This is a genomic window from Fibrella aquatica (assembly GCF_041321135.1).
GTDB classification, from domain to species: Bacteria; Bacteroidota; Bacteroidia; order Cytophagales; family Spirosomataceae; genus Fibrella; species Fibrella aquatica.
Map to the genome: position 1 here is coordinate 145905 of NZ_JBGGWF010000002.1, position 22344 is coordinate 168248.

The following is a 22344-nucleotide window of genomic DNA, read 5'->3' on the forward strand; positions in this document are numbered from 1 at the left end:
ATAAGACTTTAAAAGCAATGAAATCAGTACATAAATTACTCTTTCTCGTATTGGCACTACTGGCGATTACCGTAGTATCATGCGACAAAACCATTGAGGAACCACAACGCGTTGGCTATGTGCCCGCGAGCGTAGATGATAAGGCAGGTAGCTGGAAAACGTATATACTGACCAATCCTGGCGAGGTGACGCTGGCTACACCTGCATCGGTTTCATCGGCTGCCTATCTGGCTGAATTGACCGACCTGAAGTCTAAAGCCGCGAACCTTTCACTGGCGCAACAGGAGGCGGTTGTTTACTGGGGAGCTGGTGCCGCTTACCGCTGGAACGAGATCGCTCGTGAACTGGCAGCGCGGTACAATACTCCGCCAGCATCGAATGCTGATGGTAAATATCCGGTGCCCGACGCTGCTAACCCCCTGGCTGATCCGAAGTTTCCATTTGCTAATCCGCCCTACACAGCGCGTATGCTGGCCTACCTGAGTGTGGCCCAATACGATGCACTTGTATCGGCCTGGAGTTACAAGTATGTTTTTAAGCGAACAGCCCCTTCTAAGGTTGATGCAACCGTTCCGGTGGCGTTGCCTGTATCTGCTTTGCCAACGTACCCATCCGAAGATGCCGTTGTAGCGGCGGCCTCGGCCGTCATTTTGAAAGCGATGTTCCCGGGCGAAGTGGCGTTTATTGATGCGAAAGTGGCTGAGCACACCAACGCCCGGCAGTGGGCTGGCATGAACGTAAAGAGCGATTTGGAAGCCGGTGCCAGTCTGGGAAGCCAGGTGGCGGCTAAAGTGATGGGCCGGGCTCGAACAGACGGGATGAGTGCGTCTAACAACCAAACACTAACCGCTGCGATGGTTGAATCGGCTAAAAGCCGTGGACAATTGGAAGTCTGGACAAGCCAGGAGTCTCCGCTTCGCCCGCCCATGTTGCCTAACTACGGAGCCGTTTCTACCTGGAATTTCGATCGGGCCACGCTGGTTAAATTACGGCCGGGTATGGCACCTCAACCGGGCTCCGAGCAATTCAATAAGGAACTGCAAGAGCTTAAAGCTATTAATAAAAACCAGACTCGCGAACAGGCCCGGATTGCCAACTATTGGGCCGACGGAGCCGGAAGTTACACGCCCCCCGGTCACTGGATGCGCTCGGCTGCCGATGCGGCTCACGAAGCTAAATTCAGCGAAGTCAGAATGGCCCGTACATTGGCCTTAGTAGCGACTTCCTTGCAAGATGCCAGTGTCTGTTGCTGGGAAACCAAGTTCTACTACTACACGCCTCGTCCGCAACAGTATGGCGTGAAAACATCGGTTGGCCTGCCTAATTTCCCTAGTTATACGTCCGGGCATTCAACCTTCTCGGGTGCTGCAGCTACGGTACTAGGTAGTATTTTTCCTGACCGGGCCGATGAATTTTGGGCGCGTGCACAGGAGGCGTCGGTATCGCGTATCTACGGTATGATTCACTTTCGGTCAGATTGCGAAGTTGGTCTGGTTTGCGGGAAGAACATCGGTGCATACGCTGTGGCTAGAGGTAAAGCAGACGGGTCAGGTTTGTAGATACAACAGCATTACATAGTCATAGAGGAGGTTTTGTAAGCCTCCCATATGGCTATGTACTTGCAAATCAACTCACGCTCCACGATGAAATACTTTCTAAACGCGCTGATAGCTACTTGGCTATTAGCCTGGCCGTGCTATGCTCAAAAGCCGGATACGCTTCGAACACTTTTGCTCAAACAGGTTGATGTGCGCACCACCAAACTCGGTGAGGTTAACGCATTACCCAATCAGCAAGGAACGTACCTGATGGCTGGTCGCCGCACTGAACAGATTCGACTGGCCGAGATTGATGCCGATGTGGCCCAGAAAAATCCACGTCAGTTGCTGGCACGGGTACCGGGCGTCTTCATTTACGATATGGACGGCTCGGGCAATCAAATCAACGTGGCAACGCGGGGACTGGATGCGCACCGTTCGTGGGAGATGAACATGCGTTACAATGGGGTGCTGACCAATTCAGACATGTATGGCTACCCGGCCAGCCATTTCTCGCCTCCCGGCGAAAGCCTGGAACGGATTGAACTGGTACGGGGTACGGCTTCGCTTCAATATGGTGCTCAGTTTGGCGGAATGCTCAATATGGTGTCAAAACAGGCTGATACAACCCGCCGGTTTGGTTTCGAGAGCATCGGGTCGGTTGGTTCATACGGTCTTCGAAGCACCTACAATGCTGTAGGAGGCCGTGTTGGGAAGCTGACGTATTACGGATATGCGTACTGGCGGCATTCAGACGGATACCGGCAAAGCAGCCGGTCTGATGCGCAGGCTTTGTTTGCAAGCTTACGCTATCAGGCATCACCGCGACTGGTGCTTTCTGCCGAAGTGGCTCGTTCAACGTACCTGTATCAGATCCCGGGCCCATTGACCGACTCTATGTTTCGGGCTGATCCACGCCAGGCTACCCGTACTCGCAACTATTTTAACCCGGATATCTGGGTGCCTTCGGTGCGCGCAGACTGGCAATTGAGCAACCGTACCCGCCTCCAGTGGATCACGTCGGCTGTATTGGGTGCCCGTAATAGTGTGTTGATCGATGCGTTCGCCACCGTCACCGATCTGCCAGACCCAGTAACGGGTCAGTATCGGCAGCGTCAGGTTGACGTTGATCAGTTCAACAGTTTTACGTCGGAGGTACGTCTACTGCATCAGTTTCAGCTCGCCACATTGCCCTCGACGGTGGTAGTGGGTGGTCAGCTAATGCACAACGATATGCATCGCCAGCAATTAGGTAAGGGTACGACTGGTTCGGATTTTGACTTGACATTGACTGCACCCTTTGGTCGCGATTTGTGGTACTACACCCGTAATGGAGCCGCCTTTGCCGAAATGCAGCTTGACCTGACGCCTCAGTTGACGGTTTCACCAGGCATTCGGCTGGAACACGGCCTTACCCGGATGCGTGGTGTAATTTCCTACTATGATCCGGGCAATCTGCCCACCGATATCGATCATCAGTTTGTCTTGCTTGGCCTCAGCGGTCAGTATAAGGTCAATGCAGATGTTCGGGTGTATGGTGGCTGGTCACAGGCCTACCGACCAGTCATCTTTAAGGACATTGTACCGGCCTCTGTTTACGAACAGATCGACAAAAATCTCCGAAATGCCAGTGGCTACAATGCTGAACTAGGCCTGGAAGGCCGTTGGCAGGGTTGGCACATCAACATGAGTTTGTTCGATGTGCTGTATCAAAATCGGATGGGAACGCTGGTGCAAACGTCTGCCACTGGACAACCATACACGTTTCGGACAACGATTGGCGACAGCCGAAGTCAGGGGCTGGAACTGTTGGTAGAAGGCCAACTGGTTAATGCGGGTCGTTTTGTCGTGAGCGGGTTCACATCGACTGCGTTCATGAATGCCCGGTATCTGAACGCCAATGTGGCCTCAGGAACAGAAAACCGGACGGTAAACGGCAATCAGGTTGAGTCAGCGCCACGCTTCACGTCTCGCAACGGAGTAACACTTCGCTACCGGAGTACCAGTCTGACGGCCCAATATAGCTACGTGGGGATGACGTATTCTGATGCCCTCAACACGGCGATTGTCTCGGCCAATGGCGCTAAAGGGCCAGTGCCAGCGTATGGTATCTGGGATCTGAACGCCACCTGGCGGGTCACACCCTGGCTGAATGTCAGGAGTAGTGTAAACAATCTGTTGAACAGCCAATACTTCACCAAACGACCACTTTTCTATCCTGGTCCTGGTGTATGGTCGTCAGACGGGCGTAACGCAGTCTTATCTGTTGGAATCAAAATCTAAGACGGGGTTGTATCTTCAAAAGATCGCGTGTCGGTTATCCTCCAGAAAGTTGACTACCACAACGGAATATCGAATAATCAGACACAGAAGTGATTACCGAAGGTGATGTTGTATTTATGAAAGCCAATTTCTCAGGAACATACAGCTCGGCGTTTCTGGCCACGGCGGCAACAAACAAGCCATTTACCGTACCGGGTTTTGCGCGATTTACGGTTCGCGATGGAAAGATAGCCGAAGAGTTTTCGGTAGTTGATTTCAACCAGATTACAAAGCAGATTCTGTAAATGAGAGATAGCTTGATTAGCCAGCCAGTTTCCTGATCGACTAGTCACGCTATCAACTTACTATTTCCCAATTCCCCTAATCCAATAACCATGAACAAGAACCCGCTACGCTGGACGTTGGTGGGCCTGGCTCTGCTCATTTGTCTGGAAGCAATACGGGTCTATTTCATCATGCCTTTTCCGGGGAGTCAACTCAAAGACGAGGCTAATCTGAGTCGGGTAGGGGTGGCCTACTGGCTACATCAGTATGTGCCCTGGCTTCGGGCGATGCTACTCCTACTACTGATTACACCCGTTTTTACGGTGATTACAAAGCCAGGGAAAACCCGGCACCGGTGGTTGGTTCTAGGATTGGTTGGCATCTATGCCGGGGCATTTTATATGGTTAGTATGACGATGATGGCCGACCATATGTTTTTGCAGCCGACGACCAAACGGATGTTGCCGATGAGCCAGAATAAAATTCCGGCGAATAAGCTGATTTTGGGTGTGGTGGAAAATGGGGAGGCCAGGGCTTATCCCCTGCAACTGATTGGCTACCATCATCAGGTACGCGATACGGTCGGAGGGAAGCCCATTATGGTGACCTATTGCACCGTTTGTCGCACAGGCCGGGTGTTCGATCCGGTGGTTGATGGCAAACCAATAACGTTCAGACTGGTGGGCATGGATCATTTCAATGCCATGTTTGAAGACGATAGTACTGGTAGCTGGTGGCGTCAGGCAACGGGGGAGGCCATCATGGGCCCACTCCAGGGTAAAGCGTTAACGGAACTGACAGCCCGACAAATGACCCTGTCTGAATGGGCTTCTGAGCATCCCAATACGCTCGTGATGCAACCTGATCCAGCCTTCCGGGAAGAAACCGACAGTCTGGCCACCTACGACACCGGAGTTCGGCGAGGCGAACTCACCCGCCGCGACTCTGCTTCGTGGAAACCAAAATCCTGGGTAGTCGGCGTGCTGGATGGTAAATCAGCTAAGGCAATCGACTGGAATGAGTTGGTAAAGAAGAAGGTAATCAATACCACTGTTGGAAAGCTGCCACTAGTTGTAACGATGGCGAGTGATGGACAAACGCTCCGCGCCTTTAGTCGCCTGGTTAACGGTCGACTGCTTACGTTCGAGTCACTTTCGGATAACCAATTAAGAGACCGTGAAACAGCTACAGTCTGGGCCAAGACGGGACTAGCTGTCTCAGGTACGTTGGCTGGACAGCAACTGATGCCGGTCCAGGCTTATCAGGAATTCTGGCATTCGTGGCAGTCATTCCATCCGAATACGACAAGATAACGGCAAAAGTGTCTATCACCAGGTAGCGTATCCAGGCGTATAGACTTAAAAACAGGGAAGGCAACCCGATTTGGGTTGCCTTCCCTGTGTATCGACAACTGCAAAAAAAATTAATCGATCACTACTTTAACCACGTTGCGATTCGTGCCTGTTTTCCCTTCCAGCAGGTAAACGCCCGCCGAAACAGATTGATCGACCTGTAATTTGACCAGACGGTCAGTTTGCAGAAGTGTCTGTAGCCGAATAGTCTGGCCTGTTAGTGAACGGAGATGGTACGTCGCTCCCGCCATGTTGCGCACGGCCAATTGAATCTGATGGCTGTCAATTGGGTTACCCATCAGCGTCATGGCCTGGGTTATCTCGTCGACTGTTACGGCCACAATTTTGCTGGTTTCGCTGCTGCCATCACGGTCTACGGTGCGAAGACGGTAGTAGTTTATTCCGTCAATGGGTTGATTATCAATTAGCCCGTAGGCTTTGCGGGCCATTGTATTACCCGTTGCCGATACCTGCCCGATAGCACTAAACTCACGTGCATCGCGGCTGCGCTCAACTAGAAAGTGCGATACGTTTTGTTCGGTGGCCGTTTCCCAGGCCAGGGTTACCTGATCGCCAGCTACTGTAGCTCGAAAATCAACCAGACGCACGGGGAGCGGGGTGGTTAGATTCAGACCAACAACGAGCGGGTCATGGTCGGCAGACCGATATTGATCGGGGCTGTAAAAGCCCGCCGGTTTGCTATTCTCCGTGTTGTAATCGAGCGCCGTTGGTTCATCCGAATTGATGTACCATTTGGTGGCACCCGTTACCTGTGCCTGTAATGTACTGTTGGCCAATGCATGGTCAAGCGAACCCCATTCACCCCGGAAAGCAAAGGAGTAACTGGTATTCGGAATCAGGGCGGCATAGCCGCCAGTGGTCAGGGTAGTGACGGGCGTTTCGAGGGCATACGAATTTAAATCCCCCACAATCAGGTAATCGGGGTCGGTGGTGCCGGTAGGGTTAGTGGCTAGCCAATCGCGCAAATCCTGCGCCTGTCGGGTACGTGTTCCATTCGAAAATGATTGCCCATCGCCCGTGTCGCTATCTCCTACGCCACCTGCCGACGAACCTTTCGATTTCCAGTGGTTGGTAACGAGCGTGAAAACCCCGCCGCCTGTTTTTTGGGCGAAGGTCTGCGCAACGGCGCTTCGACCGGCAACACCATAAGAGCCTGTGCCATAACTGGCCGGTATGGGAACTGCCTGCCCGGCCAACGAAACACTGGCCGGTTTGTAAATGGTAGCCACGGTAATGACGTCACTAGCTGCGCTGGAATTGGGTGTCACATAAGTATACGTACCCGCACCCGATAACGCATTCATGCCGTCGACGAGATCCTGAATAGCGGTGGTACCGTTGTTCTGAATTTCACTAAGGCCAATAATGTCGGCGCCTGTTCCGCGTAAGTTGGCAATCACTTTATCGCGTTGGCGGGTGAACTCAGTGGTATTGTCGGCACCCCGGTCGTTAGATCCGCCGAAGGTGGTGAAGTAGTTCAGCACGTTGGCAAAGCCCACTTTGAGCGTTCCGCCTACGTCTGGAACGCTGGATGGGCGTGGATTCGCCGCACTGAAATTAACGGCCGTTCTGGTTTGGAGTCTGTACCCATCAAACCGCTCGTCGAGTATAGCCGTGATGTTGGCTACGTTGTCGCCACCACGCAGGGAATTGGCAGCACTAAGCGGATTACCTGCCCGGGCATGAATAACTGTGGATGGATAGGCAACGGCACTACCATCATCAAGAATGATTTTACGCAGTGCGGTGGCTGCCGTATAGCTTGCGTAGCCGCTCACACTCGGTGCATTGAATTGTGTATACTGATCAATCCGCGCATCAGTTCCTGACTGGTTGGTACCGTCTGTTGCGGCGAGGGTTACCTGGCCATATTGCCCCAGACCAAACACTTCCGTTACGGTCAGATTACCGGAGGCCGCGCTTATCTGCACCAACATGCCCTCAAAACGCTCCAGATACGAAACCCCGTCACTAGGGGCAGGTATGGGTAAGCTGACCGAAGGAACCGTTGGTAAGCTGTTGCTCTGGCTCACAACAACAACCCCGGTTAGATTTGCCAGTTGTGTAACCGTACTATTTACCCCGTTTGAGGAACTGGCAAACTCAGCTACCGTACCGGACACCTGCACTTTGTCGCCTACGGTCAGTGAGGCATACGTACCCACCGGGTCGTAGCAGAAAATGCCTTCCGATGTAGCTGCATTGCCATCCTGATCCGCATCTTCTTCCTGTACATAAAAGCCATTCTGGCCGGCACTGCCGTGAAAGGTTCGGGTTACAATGCCTTCAATTGTTTGCGAACCACTCAATGCAAAGGTGTTTCCAGCACCCTGAATGCTACTAATTTTTGTGAACGTACCTGCCGTTGCGCCAACAACGCCGCTTACCGTTACGTTGGCCGATTGCGCGCCACTCACGTTAGTGATACTCGAGTTGGTATATGTACCCTGCGGCGCCGCTGCACTCAGACGGGCATATACAGTAGCCGAGGTGGTGGTTTGCGGCAGTGTTTGCGAACCAGCCCAATCTACATTGTTGATGCTCACCTCAAAATTAGTGGGGGCTGTAATCGTCAGGGCGGCCGTTAATTCCTGTGCCGTTAAGACATACGATTGCGGGGAAGAAGCAATTCCCTGCGTGGTATTCAGGCTCGGTAAACTAGATGGGTTAGCGGATATAAAGGGGCCGGTGATCGGTCCAACAGTGTAATCTAACCTGAAATCATCAATTGCGGTCGACGGCCTATTCCCACTACCAGTTGCGGTGGATAAAGTAACAACCCGAATCCAGACCGCGTCGGTAATGTTGTCGAGCGCTGTACCGAAATTGACGGTCACGTCCTGATTGGTAAATGAACTGCCGCCTGTGGTTAATGAGGCCGGGTTAGTAGCAACTTGCGTGAATGAGGTTGGGATATTGCCAACTCCATAGTCGACTCGCCAGGTTGCCACGCGGGGGGAGGTTGCATCCAGACTTTGGAGCTTAAACGTGAGCTTGACATTTTGAAAACCGTTTGTGTTGGTTACTCGAAGCACAAAGGCGCCACCCGGATTGCCAACACTAGCTGTTTGGCGTAATCCAAGGGCTCTGTTAGTGGCTGTTTCCTGCGTACCCGATGAGGTTATAGTGCCAGACGCGAAGTTCTTAAAAGCGCCTGTTATATTATTCCAGTTGGTGACGGCTGTGGTCAATACTGCAGCAGTACCCAATGTGGTTGAGGTGGCCCCTGTGTAGCCAGACCACCCTGCGGGGTAGCCCGAGCTAAGAGAATTAAACGTTTCTGTATACGTACCTGAACTTGGAAGGGTAACCTGACCCCAAGCAGCATTAGAGTAAAAAAAGAAGGCTCCTGTGAAAAGAAGCCAGAGATAAAGTAGCGGCCGACGCATACGCGGTGAGTAAAGTAGTTGATGAACAGTAGTGAGATCATGCAAACTTAATTCACCTTGCTTTCTTAAATGTTAGCGAGTTATTACTTTGTTAAATAATTACAATTATTGAGTATAAGTTACTATTCCAGACTGCCGCTTTTTAGATTATCCCGTAGTAATTGTCGGATGGCTTCATGCGGTCGCAATTGCGCTAATCGGTTACCTGCTTTGGGTTGAGTGTGTCGGTCTGTGTTGCCGTTTGAGTAGCCATCATTATACTGAGCAATGCGGCGGTCGGTTAGCGCAAGGCGGTGTTCATTGCCAATCTCCGTTACGGTAGCAATCAGTTGGGTACGTTGCTGCTGAAGGGTTGCATCAGCGGGTAGTTGGTCAATTTGTTGCTCGATCAACTGCTGTTGCATGCTGTGTTCGCTCAGGATCTGATCGAGCGGATCTAACTTAGCAAGAAGTGGCTTTTCGCGACGACGCAACACCCACAGTCGTCTGTCGACCTGCAACCAGCGAAACCAGAACGCCGATACCACTGGCAATCCAATGCCCAGACAAACGGCTCCCGCCAGTGCAAACAGCAAGCCGCTGAGTACGAACGATAACATGGCCCACGGGCTGCTTACCAAGGCAATATTCAGTTCGGTCGATTGTTGTAACTGTTTCTCAATCTTAGTCAGTACCGCTGCATCGACTGGTACCGAAGAGCCGTCGAGAGGAGTGGCCTGTTGCTGAAGCTGACGGATACTACGGTTGATTGCAGCTTTTAATTGGTCGGTCCGGTACGCTTCGTACCGAAACCAGCCCAATACGGCCAGGGTAAGCATGGCAAAAACGGCTAGTGATAGTTTGAATCGCTCGTAACGTACCCGGTTTCGGGCCGGATCTTCCTGGTAAGGGCGCTCAAGCAGCCGGTCATAGGCGGGTTTCAGCAAAACGGTCACCATGGCCAGACCAAAGGCAAAAGCCCAGGCTTCCATATTATCACGAATATTAAGCGCATAAGCGACAATCTCATGCGAGATGATCAGGTCGCCAAACACAAAAGATAGCCCCGCTACTAAAAAAAACAGACCGCCAATCAGCGAATATTCGGGCGTTACGGCCTGTCTGCGTGTCCGCAAACTTGTTTGCTCGTCGCGCAATTGGGTCAGCTGTTCGCGTAGTCGTGCCACGCGGCCAGACAATGAGCTGATAGCAACAAGGTGAGTATTACGTTGCTGATCGAGCGTTTGACGCTGTTGGGTGGTGTTGACAATCGTAACGTCGAGTTGATCCAGATCGCGCTGATACCGGTTGAGTTGGCTGGCCAGAAACGACTCATTTTCCTGACTGGATACGTAACTCTCGAAATGATCGCGCTGCACCTGATCGGTACCACCGTCGTATCCGTGCTGAAAATCAGATTGCATAGGAGGAAAGGTGAAGTTGGAATGAATGGATGACCCGGCTTACAGATTGACGAATCGATCACGGATCTGATGGCGCAGGCTTCGGGCCAGATCAAATTCGCTTTCGAACAAACGAATGAGCAGATCACGCTGTGCCTGTTGCTGATTCAAAGTTGCTTCAGCCCTGTAAAGCTGTTCAATCTCGGTCTTTTTCTCCAACAGCCAGGCCGATTTTTCGGTCTGAATCTGCCGCTGAGTCGCTTCATACTGCTGTTGACTAAATGCCAGTGCCGTAGCTGTTCGCCGGTAAATTGCCTGGCAAATAAGTAGCGTGGCTGTACCGGTGCCGCCCCCCGCAAGGCCCGCCATCAACAATGCTAGCTGAGTATCCAGCCACTGCAACGTACCCAGATACGTACCTGCACAGAGCGTCAGCGACAACAGTATACCCAGGCTAAAGCTACCCACCGGCCAATTGCCAAACCGATGATCAGGCTTTTTGACGTGGCTTCCCTTTTGTTGATTATCAGCCGTTTCGAGCAGTAGGTTCAGGTTACCGATGGCCTCGTGGTGCTGCTCGATCTGTTTTTCGAGTGGGGCCGTCAATGCCGTAAATGCCAGCCGGATCGACGCTATTTTTTCGTCGGGGCGGGCTTCCGACAGGCCAAAAAGAACCGCTTCGTCTCGGAGTACCTGCTCATCGGTTAGCCAGGAAGGGAGCGTGTAGGACGAATTTGTCACAGAAATTACGTTGAGGTTTAGTTTTCCTTATCAGGCGTTGTCTCTTCGGTAAGTACGTGGAGTTTTACCGTTACCTGCCGCCGACCCACCAGCCTGAAAACCAGAAGCGACAGCAGGCCCAAACCCGTAAACAGTGCACTTAACTTCGGGTTGAAATAGATAATTGCCAGTAAGCAGACGATGGCCAGTACCAGTGCCAGCAACGGAAGTGCGGGGTAAAAGGGAGTGCGAAAGGGGCGTTCCAGATCAGGTTCGTTCTTCCGCAGGGCCAGTAAACTCACCAGACTGATGGCATACATCATCATGGCACCCAGCACCGAAAAAATAATGATCTGATCGGTGCTACCCATAAACAGCGCCACCAGCCCCACCGAACCTCCTGCCAGCAATGCCCAGTGTGGGGTGCGGAAACGAGTGTTGATTTTAGCCAGAAAAGCCGGTAAATAGCCGTTTCGGGCCAACACGTAAATTTGCCGCGAATAACCCAGGGTGTTGCAATGAAAGGATGCGATGAGACCAAATAAACCCAGACTGGCAAAGAAGCGGGTCCACAGGTTACCGCGCCCCAGCACCATCGCCAGTGTTTCAGGTAGGGGGTAGTCAATGTTGGCGAGCAACCGCCAGTCGCCCGCGCCCGCCGATAGCAACATGGTGCCTACAGCCAGAAAAACAAGGGTGCCAATACTGAGCAAATAAGCACGGGGAATGGTGCGTCGCGGGTCTTTCACTTCCTCGGCCATCATAGCGGCTCCTTCAATGGCCAGGTAAAACCAGATCGCAAAAGGTAAGGCGGCAAACACACCCTGCCAACCAAACGATTCGGTATGCGCCACCACGTTTTCTAACTTGAATGCCGGAAAAATCAAGACCATAAAGACCAGCAACTCGGCGACCGACAGAATGGTGATGATCAGTGAAAAATTCGCCGATTCTCTGATCCCCAGCATATTAATTCCTACAAATACTACGTATGCCAACACGCCTATCCAGAGTGCAGATAGATCAGGATTCAGAAAATGAGCGTAGGCACCCAGTGCAGCGGCAATAGCAGGCGGGGCCAGTAAAAAATCGACGAGCGTAGCAAAACCAGCCAGAAAGCCGCCCATTGGTCCGAATGCACGGTAGGCGTAGGCAAAAGGTCCGCCCGCATCCGGAATGGCAGTGGTGAGTTCAGTGTAGCTAAAAACAAAGGCGATGTAAAAGACGGTGACTATAGCCGTAGCTATGCCAAAACCTACCGTTCCCGCTACGGCCCAACCATAATTCCATCCGAAATATTCGCCCGAAATAACCAGACCAACAGCAATGCCCCATAATTGCGTTGTGGTCAGTACACGCCGTAGCGTTTGGCCCGACGGCGCAGCAGGAAGGTCGGTCAACGCCATAAAAACACCTTTTTTAGTGACTCCCAGAGTTTCTTTTTCAAGACAACATCGGCTTCAATAGCGGGCAGTGTATCGGCCATCAAAAAGGTAATTCCCTCGAAACGAACGGGCTGGTAGCGATCCATCATAATGTCGAGGTTCAGCCGGGTGAACGGCACACCAAAGGTGAAAAAATGATGAATGTACTTTCCCGATAGGAGCTGCCCAAAATCAACATCCTTAATGCCCTGTCCATGTACGTTCAGCAGATCGACACCCTGAATGTCAAGATGTACTGCCTTTAGCACTTTTTCGAGGAATAGGAGGTCGCTTGGCAGCAGGTCTTCATCCACCAGAATCAACACTTTCTGGCTAATCAATGGCGTGGCCGGGCGACTTTCTTTGACAATCTCTGGCTCTGGTACAGGTGTTGGTTCTGGCTCAATGAGCGCAGCGAGTTGTTCAATTTCAGGAGCAGTATGTTCAACGTCCACTGTATTGATCAGTAGTTCGTCGGCCGAAAGAAGATCGACAGGTGCGGTCACGCTAACCGATACAGGTGGCGGTAGTACCGGATCGCTGATGCTTACGGCAGGTACGTCGGTAAAGGTTGGCTGAACCAAATCAGGAATCTCATTGGCTGGCATGGAGACCGTACTTGTCAGCAATTCAGCGTTTGGCGCGGCCACTGTCGGAAACGTCAGCGCATCGTCGGCCCGACGAAAAAGTTGTTCGGTCTGAAACAGGGTCTGGTAAAACGCTTTGTGCGACATAAGCCAAAGATACAGCCCCTGATGGCAAAATTGCCCTGATTTCGGCTGAAACCAGGGCAATTTTGCCATCAGGGGCTGGCAGTGAGAAACATTAGGGCTCAGTGCGCTGCCGACTGTTTCGCCCCATCGACGAGTAAATCAGGCAATGCCCGGTTGCTCCGCTGTAGGCTAAGTAGGCAATCAGAACTACGGAAATGATGACGGTCAGTCCGCTGATGAAGGAGGTTAAACACAATGCCAACAAATCGATCGCCAGCAATCCACGTACAAGCCGGTCTATGAAACCGACGTTTTGGTTATGATTAGGCATCTTTATAGGTAGGTTAAGACGCTAATATAAATAGTTTCGATGTACGGGTAACAAATTATTTACAAATGACTATAATCTTTAATTCTATAGAGTTGGCATTGTAAATCAATTAATGCGCCTGAATAATAGCTGCTGAATGGGCGTCGGCCACTCGCAGCGAACCTGTCTTTATTCGGGCTACTCGCACACCTGACAGTCGTTTGTTTGCAAGCAAATAGTTTGCCAAAGGTTGTGCAGTAAGCACCACTTTTTTATGGTCCGAGGAGGCGTGGAGTAGATGAACCCGTCCATTTCGCCAGGTGGCGTAGCCCACATGCCGCATATCAAGACCGGGTCGTGCTGCGGTAAGCATGACAATATCGCCCTCCCGAAGTTTGCTTTCCAGTACCCTGAACTGCTTGGTAGGAATAAAGTAAAAGGGTTGCTGACTAATATCGGTTTGAACCTGAGCCATCTGCTTGTACACGACGGGATCGGCCATGTGCGGATATTTATGAACGGCAGTGGTCATATAATTCACGGCCTTCTGCACCTGAACACCGCCAATCTCGCGGGTGATATCCTGCAAAATACCTTTACGTTCATTGTCCCTGAGCCAGTCAGAGAGGTAGTGCAGGCGGCTGGCATAGCCATCAATTTGCCCGTTTCGATAGCGAAGCCGGGTAAGGTGCCGGCGAAACGTGGGCTCTAGCTGCGCGGGACTATATCTTGGAGGGAGTTCCTGCTGAGCCAAGGCTAAGGCCAGAGTCGTTTCAATAAAGGTGGTACAATCAAATTCGCTAAGATTGACTACCAGTTGCTCGCTTTGATTTCCTTCCAGCGTGTGGTAAACGTAGGGTTTCCCAAGCAGGGTTATGGCCGTTTGTACGGCTGTTTCGGCCACAGACCGTCCGGGAACAAGGCTAATCTGGTGCAACTCATCGGCGTTTTGAGCGGTCGCCAGTAGGGGAGAGGCCAGCAGGCCCAACCATAATAGTCCGAATTTCATGTACGTTAGACGTTCCCCTTCCAAAAAGTATTCTGTTTAAATCTGGTTGAGTGCAAAAATACGAACGCTTGTGGGCGGCATACTGATTGAAAACCCCTGATTTCCGCTGCCCGATGTGGTTTCGTTGGTCAGTAGCTGATCGGTTAGTTCCAGGTTGGTTTCAGGCAACAAATGCATTAATGCCAAAGCATCTTCTGGAATAGAAAGCGTTGCCGACAAGCCGTTCGATTGGTCAAAGTTACACACAATCAATAGTTTCTGCTCGGCAGTATACCGCAGGTAGCTGTAAACCCGGTGCTGATTGTAGCCAGCCGTGTATTGATTAGCCCACTGCAAATCGTAGAAAGCACCCAATCGAATCGCTTCAGAACCGTTGACGAACGTACCTAGCTTTTCGTAAAAAGCCCTTAATGCATGCTGTTCTACCGTGAGTCCTGCGCCGTCGTATGCATGCTTGTTAACGTATCCCTGCCAGTCGGTCAGGCCCCAATAATCAAAAATGGTGGTACGCCCGTCGTGGCCGCTGAAGCCTTCGGCGTCTTCGGCTTTTACACCTACTTCCTGCCCAAAATAAAGCAGGTAGGGCCCCGTGTGCAGGGTGGCTGTAACGACCATGGCAGGAATAGCCCGCGTGGGATCGGTGGCAAAAAATGACGAGGCGATGCGCTGTTCGTCATGGGTTTCCAGAAAACGGAGCATATGTTCCGAAAAGTCGCCCGATTCCTGCTGCCACACGCGCGTAAGGTCATAGCAGCTGCCATGCCCTTCTACTAGCCGCCGAAGCGAATCGTAGAGGCCTACTTTATCATAGAGATAATCGAAACCACCTTCGAAAATAAACGGACGATACAGCCCCGGATCGTAAATCTCGGCGATGAAAATATGGGCTGGGTACGTGGCTCTTACTTTCCCGGTTACCCATTGCCAAAAAGCCACGGGCACCAGATGCGCCATGTCGCACCGGAAGCCGTCGACGCCTTTTCCGGCCCAAAAAAGCATAATGTCCAGTAACTTATACCAGGTGTCGGGTCGGTCAGAGGTGCTCTCGGAGCCAATGTGCAACGAACCGTCGAAAACGTTATAGCCGTAGTTGAGTTTGATGGTCTCGTACCAATCGTCGATATGCGGCGCTTCGTTGATGGAGCCGGAACCGGTCACCTTCGCGGGCACCTCCCGGATGGGTGTTGCCGAGTTGGACAGCGGCGGATTTGCATCTACACTGCCGGGAATAAAGGGGGCAACGAATGTAGTGCCGGGCAGGTAATAGAAATTGTTCTTCGTGGAAAAAGCCTGGCGAACATCGTCGTCTTCGCCCAGATCAACCACACCCGCTGGTTTGGCATCTGACCCGTATTGGCGGGCCACGTGGTTAGGTACAATGTCGATAATTACTTTCAGCCCGTGGGCGTGGGTACGTTGCACCAACGCCTCAAATTCGGCCATGCGGTTGGAGACCGACTGCGCAAAATCGGGCACCACATCGTAGTAATCCTTAATGGCATATGGTGACCCGGCCCGCCCTTTCACCACAGCGGGGTCGTCGGGTGTAATTCCCTGATCCGAGTAGTCGGTCATGGTGGCGTGTTCGGGTACGCCAGTGTACCAAACGTGCGTGGCCCCCAGCGTTTTTATGCTTTCGAGGGCCGCGTCGTTTATATCGGCGAACGTACCTGACCCGTTGTCGGCCAGTGTTCCCCAGGTATGGTTGGTGGTATTTATGTTGCCAAACAGCCGGGGCAGCAGTTGGTAGATGATCAGTTTATCAGATGCCATGAGGCAAAAATAGGTTCAAAGTTTAATGTCTAACGTCTAAAGTTGCGTTGCTGCATCGTGGTAGGATAGATTAGCAGCGCAACTTTAGACGTTAGACATTAAACTTTGAACCTATTTTTGCCTAATACCTGATCTCCCAATAGGGGTTTTGCTGCTCTTTCATCTGCTCTACGATGTAGTTTTTCAGCATGGTTTCGTAGCCTTTGCCGTCCAGTTTCTTGGGCTTTTTCGGTTTTGGTAACTTCATATCGGCGGCTACCGGTTTGAAGGTAACGCTGGTTGCCTCAATGACCACGTCGCCGTTGTTTACATCCAGTTCCAGAATGAGACCCGGTAACCCGTAATACCGCTCGGGGCCGGCCGAAACAGGAATGTCCTGCGCAAACCACGCCACAATTGCCTGATTTTTTATAGGGTCTGTTGTGGTGGCGTTCAGACACATATGACCGGCAATTTCCCGAACCTGATTACCAATTTTCCAGGCTGGAATACGCAGCGAGTCATCAATGACATACACTTTGCCCAACATCTCTTCCACGTCGGTCTGTTGCTCTTTGTCGAAATCGCGGAAGAAGGCGAGTTCCCGGTTACGCCAGGTGTAGCGGCCATCTTCCGATTCTCCCGATTCGCTTTCGTAGGTGTAGAGGCTGGTAGTCGGCGTGAAGGTGAGCTTCATCTTCTCTTTGCTCCCTTCCTCCTCATTCTTCCAGGTGTTGGCCGCACGGTCTTTCTGTTCCTGACTCAGGTACGTCATGCGGGCAATGATTTTGATCCAGTAGGTGCGGCGCGTGTAATTGACCACTCCTTCGGTTTGATTGGCCTGCGCCTGTGCCGTCAGCGTCGTTAGGACAAAAAGGGCACAGAGAATTGGGTTAAGTAATCGAGTCATAGCGTTTTTAGGATTGTAGCACCGAAGCTCCAGCTTCGGTGGTCAGCTCTACGTAACTTATTACCTACCAAAGCTGGAGCTTCGGCGCTACATCATCTAATCCCAGTCGTTACCTTTCCGTACACTGGCTTTCAAACCGCGCATGTTGTACGTCATGCTGAACATGAAGTACCGGGCCAATGTCCGGGTGCGCTCCGAAGAAACGGAATTTTGACCGGCATATTGGTTCACGTTTATATTCCGGTTCAGCAAATCATAGGCCGACAGACGAACTTCCATTTTCTTAGCCTTTCCAACCAAACGGTATACCGAAGCATTCCAGATAGGAACGGACTGGTTGAAGCCAAAACGCTCATTTCGGTAAATCCGGTAATTGAATGAACTGCTGATAAATACATCGCCGGGTACTTTCACATTGGCGTCGGCACTGTAGTTGGTATTGATCGTTTGGGCATTTTGCGCTGAGTTGATCGAATACCGCGCGTTGCCAATGTTTACATCGGCGCTTCCGTAAAACGTAAACCAGTCGGCCGGTGTCAGGCTCAGCCTTGTGTTGGCGTTGTAATTAGTGGTGTTGGTCTGGTTTTGTACGCCGTTGATGGGCGTAATCAGCTGACCAAAGTTGATGTTTCCACCAAGATCGAGGGTTGCTTTCGTCTTTTTGAGCGGGAAGCTCACGTAGTTATAGTACCCAAAATTGTAGCCACCGGTGATGTTTTCGGGACGCGTGCTGGTAATCAGCGTTTGCGGGTCGATGGTCTGCGCGTATACGATCTGGTTGATGTTGTATCCGTAGTTAAGGCCGCCGTAGAAGTTGGTGAACGAACCGGGGTTGAAGTAGTTGAAACCCAGGTTGGCATTGTGCGTCAGGGCAGGTAGCAAATTCGGATTTCCCTGCGTAATAAACAGCGGGTTGCTGTTATCAACGATAGGCTGCAGTTGCCGTGAGGTTGGCATCTGCACCCGAAGATTATATCCACCATACAGGTACTTGTTGTTCTTAAGGTCGAAGTTTACCGACATGTTGGGTACAAACGTGGTGAACGACCGGTTGATCACGCCAAGACGGGGCCGAGACTGGTCGGCGGCAAACTCGCCGTCGATCTGGAATTGTTGCACGGCACCTCCTACGCCCACGTTCAGGCCTTTGTTGGTGTACCGTACGCTGGTTCCCAATCGGTTATAAATGTACGTGTTGGTGTAATAACGACTCAGTGAATCGTTCAACGTGGGTGAATCGGTTTGGGTGTTCAACACATTGCGGTCAACCTCATCATAGCGCAGGCTGAAGTTGTAAAACGACTCCCAAAAGAATTTCTTTGAGAGGGGTTCAACAAACAGCAAACTAGTCTTGTACTCCGATGCCGTGCTGTTGGTAGTTTGCAACTGGCTGATAATGCGCAACTGGTCGTTAATGTCAGTCGCTTCAAAAAACTCGTTGCGGGCTTCCAGATCTAGTGTCCCGTCGCTGCTGTTCAACTGGTAACCGGCACTGGCGTTAAACGTGCGGCCTTTTTTCTTGAATTTATGTCTGAAAATCAGTGAATTCGACATGGCAAACGACTGACCGTTGCTGCTGTTATTTGTGAAATTGGAGGTGGTAGGCTGAGCCGACGAATTCAAAATACGGCGAATGTCGCGGTTACTGAGGCGGAGCGCGTTGTTGGTGGTATACCGGCTGCTGTTCGCAAAAACCAGCGTGTTGAGCGTATCCAGCTGCTTTTCAATCCGGAAACTCACCCGGTGGCTTGCATTACGGTTAGTCTGGTTGGTGGTGGTGCTGGTGTTCAGGTCGCCCGACGGGATGAAGTTGGTCACTTCGCTTTCGCTCTCGGTCCGTAATTTGGTCTGGCTAAAATAGTAGCTGCCGCTGATCTTAGTTTTCTTGGTGTCGTAGTTGTAGTTGGCTCCGCCCGCTACGTTGTCTGACAAACCGTTGCCCCGGTCACCGCCCGTAATCGGAATAGACAGGCTCTCACCATCTCCGCCACCGAACACGATGAAGTTATTGCCACTACTGAACCCAAAATCGGCGTTGTCGTTCCAGTTAAACGAGTTGCTACCCCTAAAGTCTTGGTAATCAGTCCAGGAGAGGCCACTTTGGTTCGTGTTGTTGGCCAGGCCAATAAGCGAAAGTTGCTGTTTCTTGTCGAATTTGTTGTAGCTGCCCCGCACTTCGGCCCGGGCAGGCAGGTCGCTGGCAGGCCCTACGCCCCCCGTTATCTTTCCGAATCCGCCTTTCTTGAATTCCTCTTTCAGTTCAAGGTTCATCGTTTTCTCTTTGGTACCATCGTCAACACCCGTAAGCTTAGCCTTTTCGGTCTGGTCGCTGAATACCTGTACTTTCGAGATCGTTTCGGCCTGTAAATTTTTAGTCGCCATTTTCGGATCGTCGCTGAAAAACTGCTTGCCATCAACGGTAACGCGTTTTACTTCCTGTCCCTGCGCCCGAATATTGCCTTCACGGTCAACAATAACGCCCGGTAGTTTCCGGAGTAAATCCTCAACGCTCGACCCCGGTGGCACTTTAAAGGCCCGTGTGTCATACTCGACCGTATCGCCTCGGATAGTGAGTGGGGCGCGGGCTGCTTTGATCACAACCTCGTATAGCTCTTTGGCAATAGGCTTGAGTTTAATGGTGCCAAGATTGACAGTTGGCTCGGCATCGAAGGTGACCATCTGGTTTAGGGGCATCATACCCACATACGTAACCTTCAGAATATATGTACCTCGCCGAACCCCTTTCAGCGTGAAAGCACCCGTCTCGTCGGTCCGTCCATAGTTGGTCAGTACCGAGTCTTTGGTCGTCTGGAGCATCACAGTAGCTCCATTTAATTTAGCGCCTATGGTGTCCGTAACAGTGGCCTGAACGGTAAAGCGGGAAGGTGGTGTCTGGGCAACTGCCGGCAGGGCAAACAAGACACAGAGGAAGAGAACAAGTAATCTGTTTTTCATACGCAGGAGAACGATAGCGATTCAATAAGGACAAATGTAGTTACGTAACCAATTCACCGCCTTTGGTTAAGGTATTTTAACTATAAATATAGTTTAAACGGTAGGGGAAGGGGACAAGTGGTTCTGAGAGGGATGCGTCGCCTGTAGAAATTGCATAATGGCTTCTTAAAAATTAATTGTACGGAACAGGAAGCAAGTAGCAGACGAATGTGTGGGTAGCTGTAAAAAGGGGGTAAAAGATTGTAAGCAACATGTAAAAGTTGCGAAAGTCTTACTGCTATGCGGAGCCGTACACGTACAAAGCACTACGACAGTATCGATTTGAATGATTCCTGAAGAGCAACTTTCGTTGCATGGACGTGCACAAAAAAACCGGAAAAGGGGTCTTTTCCGGTTTCGTGATGTTGGGCTTGAAATCGTCAAGCTGTTAGCTTCAGCCAATGACGCTACGCTGTCTGCTTCGGTAACCTTGTTCGGGTGTGTAGCCCGCCGACTTTTTGCTGTAGTAGCCAGTTCCATCGTAGGTACGTAGCGCTGGGTCTTGCTTACAGGCATCGGCACATGTACCTGCATGCGCATCCCCACAGTCTTCGCACAGCGGAACGTGGTTGTTACAGGCCGGGCTGGCGCAGTTGATCATGCGGCTGGTAGTGGTGCCGCACCGGAAACAGGTTGATATAATAGTTGGATTAACGTGGTTCACGTCAACCGCCAACCGGTTATCAAACACGTAGCACTGCCCGTCGAATCCTTCGCCTTCAGCTTCCAGACCGTATTTGATGATGCCGCCATGCAACTGATACACATTCTCAAAACCCTGCGAGAGGAGGTAAGCCGATGCTTTTTCGCACTTGATACCGCCGGTGCAATAGGTTATGATCTTTTTATCTTTCAGATGCGCAATCTCTCCCACATGATCGGGTAGATCACGCAGGTTTTCCATATCGAACGTAACGGCTCCGCTGAATTTACCCACGCTGTGTTCGTAGTTCGACCGCATATCGACCAGCACCACATCAGGATCGTCTTTCATCGCTCTGAATTCGGCTGGTTCGAGGTGAATTCCCGTTTGCTCCAACGGATTGACGGGCAGGTCGGAATGGACAATTTCGGACTTTACCCTAACATGCAACTTTTGAAAGGCATGGGCCTCGTGTGCTTCTACCTTAAATTCTATTGCAGCAAAACGAGGGTCAGACCGAACGGCCGCCATGTAGGCGTCGCAGTCGGCGGGAAGGCCCGAAACGGTGCCATTCAGTCCTTCTGGTGCTACGATGATACGTCCAAGCAGATTCAGGCTCAGGCATAGCTGATGCTGCTCTTCCCGAAATTGTTCAGGATCAGCAATGGGCGTGTAATAATAGTATAAGAGAACGCGGTATGGTTTCATGGCAAGTTTTACCTCACCCCCAGCCCCTCTCCTGAAAACCAGGAGAGGGGAGCCGCTTTAGCGTAGCTCTGCTGAATTGCGAAGCTGCTGTAGAGTAACTCCCCTCTCCTGGTTTTCAGGAGAGGGGTTGGGAGTGAGGTTAAGTATTACGCCTGCAAATTTACGAAAAAGCGGGCGTTTTCGGGCGTAGTTGCCAGCGCGGCTACTGCGCCAATGACAATCACGGCCGGGTTGTCGATACCTGATTTGGCCACTTCGTCAACTATAGTGCTTACGGTACCAGTTACCACGCGTTGCTGCGGGGTGGTTCCATTCTGAATGATAGCAATGGGCGTGTCGCGTTTACCGGCATCGCCGAAAACCTCCGCAATCTCTGCCAGTTTGTGCATACCCATCAGTACCACGACCGTTGCCGACGATTGAGCCGCCAAATGAAGGTCTTTCGATAGCTTCCCGGCCTTAGTTGTGCCGGTAACGACCCAAAAACTTTCTGAGAGGCCACGTGAGGTAAGGGGCACACCTGCGGAGGCAGGTACAGCATAACTGCTTGAAATTCCAGGTATTACGTCTACATGTAATCCGTGTTGTCGGGCATAGTCGAGTTCTTCGTACCCTCGTCCGAACACGAATGAATCGCCGCCTTTCAATCGCACCACATGCCCGTAATTCTGGGCGTAATGAACAATCAGCGGGTTAATATCTTCCTGCATGCACGAATAAGCACCGCGCCGTTTTCCGACATATACTTTGAGCGCATCGGGTCGGCAGTAGTCGAGCAATTCTTCGGCAACGAGGGCATCGTACATCACCACATCAGCTGATTGTAGTGCCTTTATGCCCTTTAATGTGATCAGGTCAGGGTCGCCGGGACCCGCGCCAATGAGGGTTACCTTCATAATTCGATGTCCGTTTGACGAGTTACGGTTGACGAT

At 51.5% G+C, this 22344-nt stretch carries 16 protein-coding genes; 4 read left to right on the forward strand and 12 right to left on the reverse strand.

Annotation, left to right across the window (positions count from 1 at the left end; genetic code table 11):
- The first annotated feature begins 17 nt into the window (after nt 1–17).
- From ACAW87_RS04555 to ACAW87_RS04570, 4 genes are all read left to right on the forward strand, one after another.
- Nucleotides 18–1559, forward strand: a complete 1542-nt coding sequence (locus ACAW87_RS04555) for a phosphatase PAP2 family protein (RefSeq protein WP_370721972.1) — start codon at nt 18–20, stop codon at nt 1557–1559.
- An 84-nt stretch (nt 1560–1643) separates the two neighbouring features.
- Nucleotides 1644–3821, forward strand: a complete 2178-nt coding sequence (locus ACAW87_RS04560) for a TonB-dependent receptor family protein (protein ID WP_370721973.1) — start codon at nt 1644–1646, stop codon at nt 3819–3821.
- Nucleotides 3822–3910: 89 nt separating this feature from the next.
- Nucleotides 3911–4105 carry an ester cyclase gene (locus ACAW87_RS04565; RefSeq protein WP_370721974.1) on the forward strand — a complete coding sequence of 65 codons (195 nt, stop codon included), beginning with the start codon at nt 3911–3913 and terminating at the stop codon, nt 4103–4105.
- A gap of 90 nt (nt 4106–4195) precedes the next feature.
- On the forward strand, nt 4196–5398 hold the full coding sequence (locus ACAW87_RS04570) for a DUF3179 domain-containing (seleno)protein (protein WP_370721975.1): 1203 nt from the start codon (nt 4196–4198) through the stop codon (nt 5396–5398).
- A gap of 110 nt (nt 5399–5508) precedes the next feature.
- Here the strand turns inward: ACAW87_RS04570 and ACAW87_RS04575 are convergent, their stop codons facing one another.
- From ACAW87_RS04575 to cobA, 12 genes are all read right to left on the reverse strand, one after another.
- Nucleotides 5509–8667, reverse strand: coding sequence for an ExeM/NucH family extracellular endonuclease (locus ACAW87_RS04575; RefSeq protein ID WP_370721976.1), 3159 nt, complete (start codon nt 8665–8667; stop codon nt 5509–5511).
- A gap of 302 nt (nt 8668–8969) precedes the next feature.
- Entirely contained in the window at nt 8970–10250 is a 1281-nt protein-coding gene (locus tag ACAW87_RS04580) for a hypothetical protein (protein WP_370721977.1), read from the reverse strand.
- A gap of 39 nt (nt 10251–10289) precedes the next feature.
- Complete coding sequence (locus ACAW87_RS04585) at nt 10290–10970, reverse strand: hypothetical protein (protein ID WP_370721978.1); 681 nt, start codon at nt 10968–10970, stop codon at nt 10290–10292.
- Between the two features lie 17 nt (nt 10971–10987).
- Nucleotides 10988–12355, reverse strand: coding sequence for an ethanolamine permease (eat, locus tag ACAW87_RS04590; protein WP_370721979.1), 1368 nt, complete (start codon nt 12353–12355; stop codon nt 10988–10990).
- On the reverse strand, nt 12346–13176 hold the full coding sequence (locus ACAW87_RS04595; protein ID WP_370721980.1) for a hypothetical protein: 831 nt from the start codon (nt 13174–13176) through the stop codon (nt 12346–12348). The genes eat and ACAW87_RS04595 overlap by 10 nt, the downstream gene beginning before the upstream one ends.
- Before the next feature lie 22 nt (nt 13177–13198).
- Nucleotides 13199–13417 carry a YgaP family membrane protein gene (locus tag ACAW87_RS04600; RefSeq protein ID WP_370721981.1) on the reverse strand — a complete coding sequence of 73 codons (219 nt, stop codon included), beginning with the start codon at nt 13415–13417 and terminating at the stop codon, nt 13199–13201.
- Nucleotides 13418–13526: 109 nt separating this feature from the next.
- On the reverse strand, nt 13527–14405 hold the full coding sequence (locus tag ACAW87_RS04605; RefSeq protein ID WP_370721982.1) for an N-acetylmuramoyl-L-alanine amidase-like domain-containing protein: 879 nt from the start codon (nt 14403–14405) through the stop codon (nt 13527–13529).
- A 36-nt stretch (nt 14406–14441) separates the two neighbouring features.
- Nucleotides 14442–16178 (reverse strand): alpha-amylase family protein, encoded by a 1737-nt coding sequence (locus tag ACAW87_RS04610; RefSeq protein WP_370721983.1) that lies wholly within the window; start codon nt 16176–16178, stop codon nt 14442–14444.
- 121 nt (nt 16179–16299) lie between these two features.
- The gene (locus ACAW87_RS04615; RefSeq protein ID WP_370721984.1) at nt 16300–17067 is read right to left on the reverse strand and encodes a GLPGLI family protein; all 768 of its coding nucleotides are present in this window, start codon (nt 17065–17067) and stop codon (nt 16300–16302) included.
- 96 nt (nt 17068–17163) lie between these two features.
- Nucleotides 17164–20022: an outer membrane beta-barrel protein gene (locus tag ACAW87_RS04620; protein WP_370721985.1), complete on the reverse strand. Its 2859-nt coding sequence runs from the start codon at nt 20020–20022 to the stop codon at nt 17164–17166.
- Nucleotides 20023–20455: 433 nt separating this feature from the next.
- Nucleotides 20456–21412, reverse strand: coding sequence for an oxygen-dependent tRNA uridine(34) hydroxylase TrhO (trhO, locus tag ACAW87_RS04625; protein ID WP_370721986.1), 957 nt, complete (start codon nt 21410–21412; stop codon nt 20456–20458).
- Between the two features lie 146 nt (nt 21413–21558).
- Nucleotides 21559–22308: a uroporphyrinogen-III C-methyltransferase gene (cobA, locus tag ACAW87_RS04630; protein ID WP_370721987.1), complete on the reverse strand. Its 750-nt coding sequence runs from the start codon at nt 22306–22308 to the stop codon at nt 21559–21561.
- Between the last annotated feature and the right edge of the window lie 36 nt (nt 22309–22344).

Coding starts and splice junctions, on each gene's coding strand:
- ACAW87_RS04555 (WP_370721972.1), top strand. CDS start 18: ATGAAATCAGTACATAAATTACTCTTTCTCGTATTGGCACTACTGGCG.
- ACAW87_RS04560 (WP_370721973.1), top strand. CDS start 1,644: ATGAAATACTTTCTAAACGCGCTGATAGCTACTTGGCTATTAGCCTGG.
- ACAW87_RS04570 (WP_370721975.1), top strand. CDS start 4,196: ATGAACAAGAACCCGCTACGCTGGACGTTGGTGGGCCTGGCTCTGCTC.
- ACAW87_RS04580 (WP_370721977.1), bottom strand. CDS start 10,250: ATGCAATCTGATTTTCAGCACGGATACGACGGTGGTACCGATCAGGTG.
- eat (WP_370721979.1), bottom strand. CDS start 12,355: ATGGCGTTGACCGACCTTCCTGCTGCGCCGTCGGGCCAAACGCTACGG.
- ACAW87_RS04595 (WP_370721980.1), bottom strand. CDS start 13,176: ATGGCAAAATTGCCCTGGTTTCAGCCGAAATCAGGGCAATTTTGCCAT.
- ACAW87_RS04600 (WP_370721981.1), bottom strand. CDS start 13,417: ATGCCTAATCATAACCAAAACGTCGGTTTCATAGACCGGCTTGTACGT.
- ACAW87_RS04605 (WP_370721982.1), bottom strand. CDS start 14,405: ATGAAATTCGGACTATTATGGTTGGGCCTGCTGGCCTCTCCCCTACTG.
- ACAW87_RS04610 (WP_370721983.1), bottom strand. CDS start 16,178: ATGGCATCTGATAAACTGATCATCTACCAACTGCTGCCCCGGCTGTTT.
- ACAW87_RS04615 (WP_370721984.1), bottom strand. CDS start 17,067: ATGACTCGATTACTTAACCCAATTCTCTGTGCCCTTTTTGTCCTAACG.
- ACAW87_RS04620 (WP_370721985.1), bottom strand. CDS start 20,022: ATGAAAAACAGATTACTTGTTCTCTTCCTCTGTGTCTTGTTTGCCCTG.
- trhO (WP_370721986.1), bottom strand. CDS start 21,412: ATGAAACCATACCGCGTTCTCTTATACTATTATTACACGCCCATTGCT.
- cobA (WP_370721987.1), bottom strand. CDS start 22,308: ATGAAGGTAACCCTCATTGGCGCGGGTCCCGGCGACCCTGACCTGATC.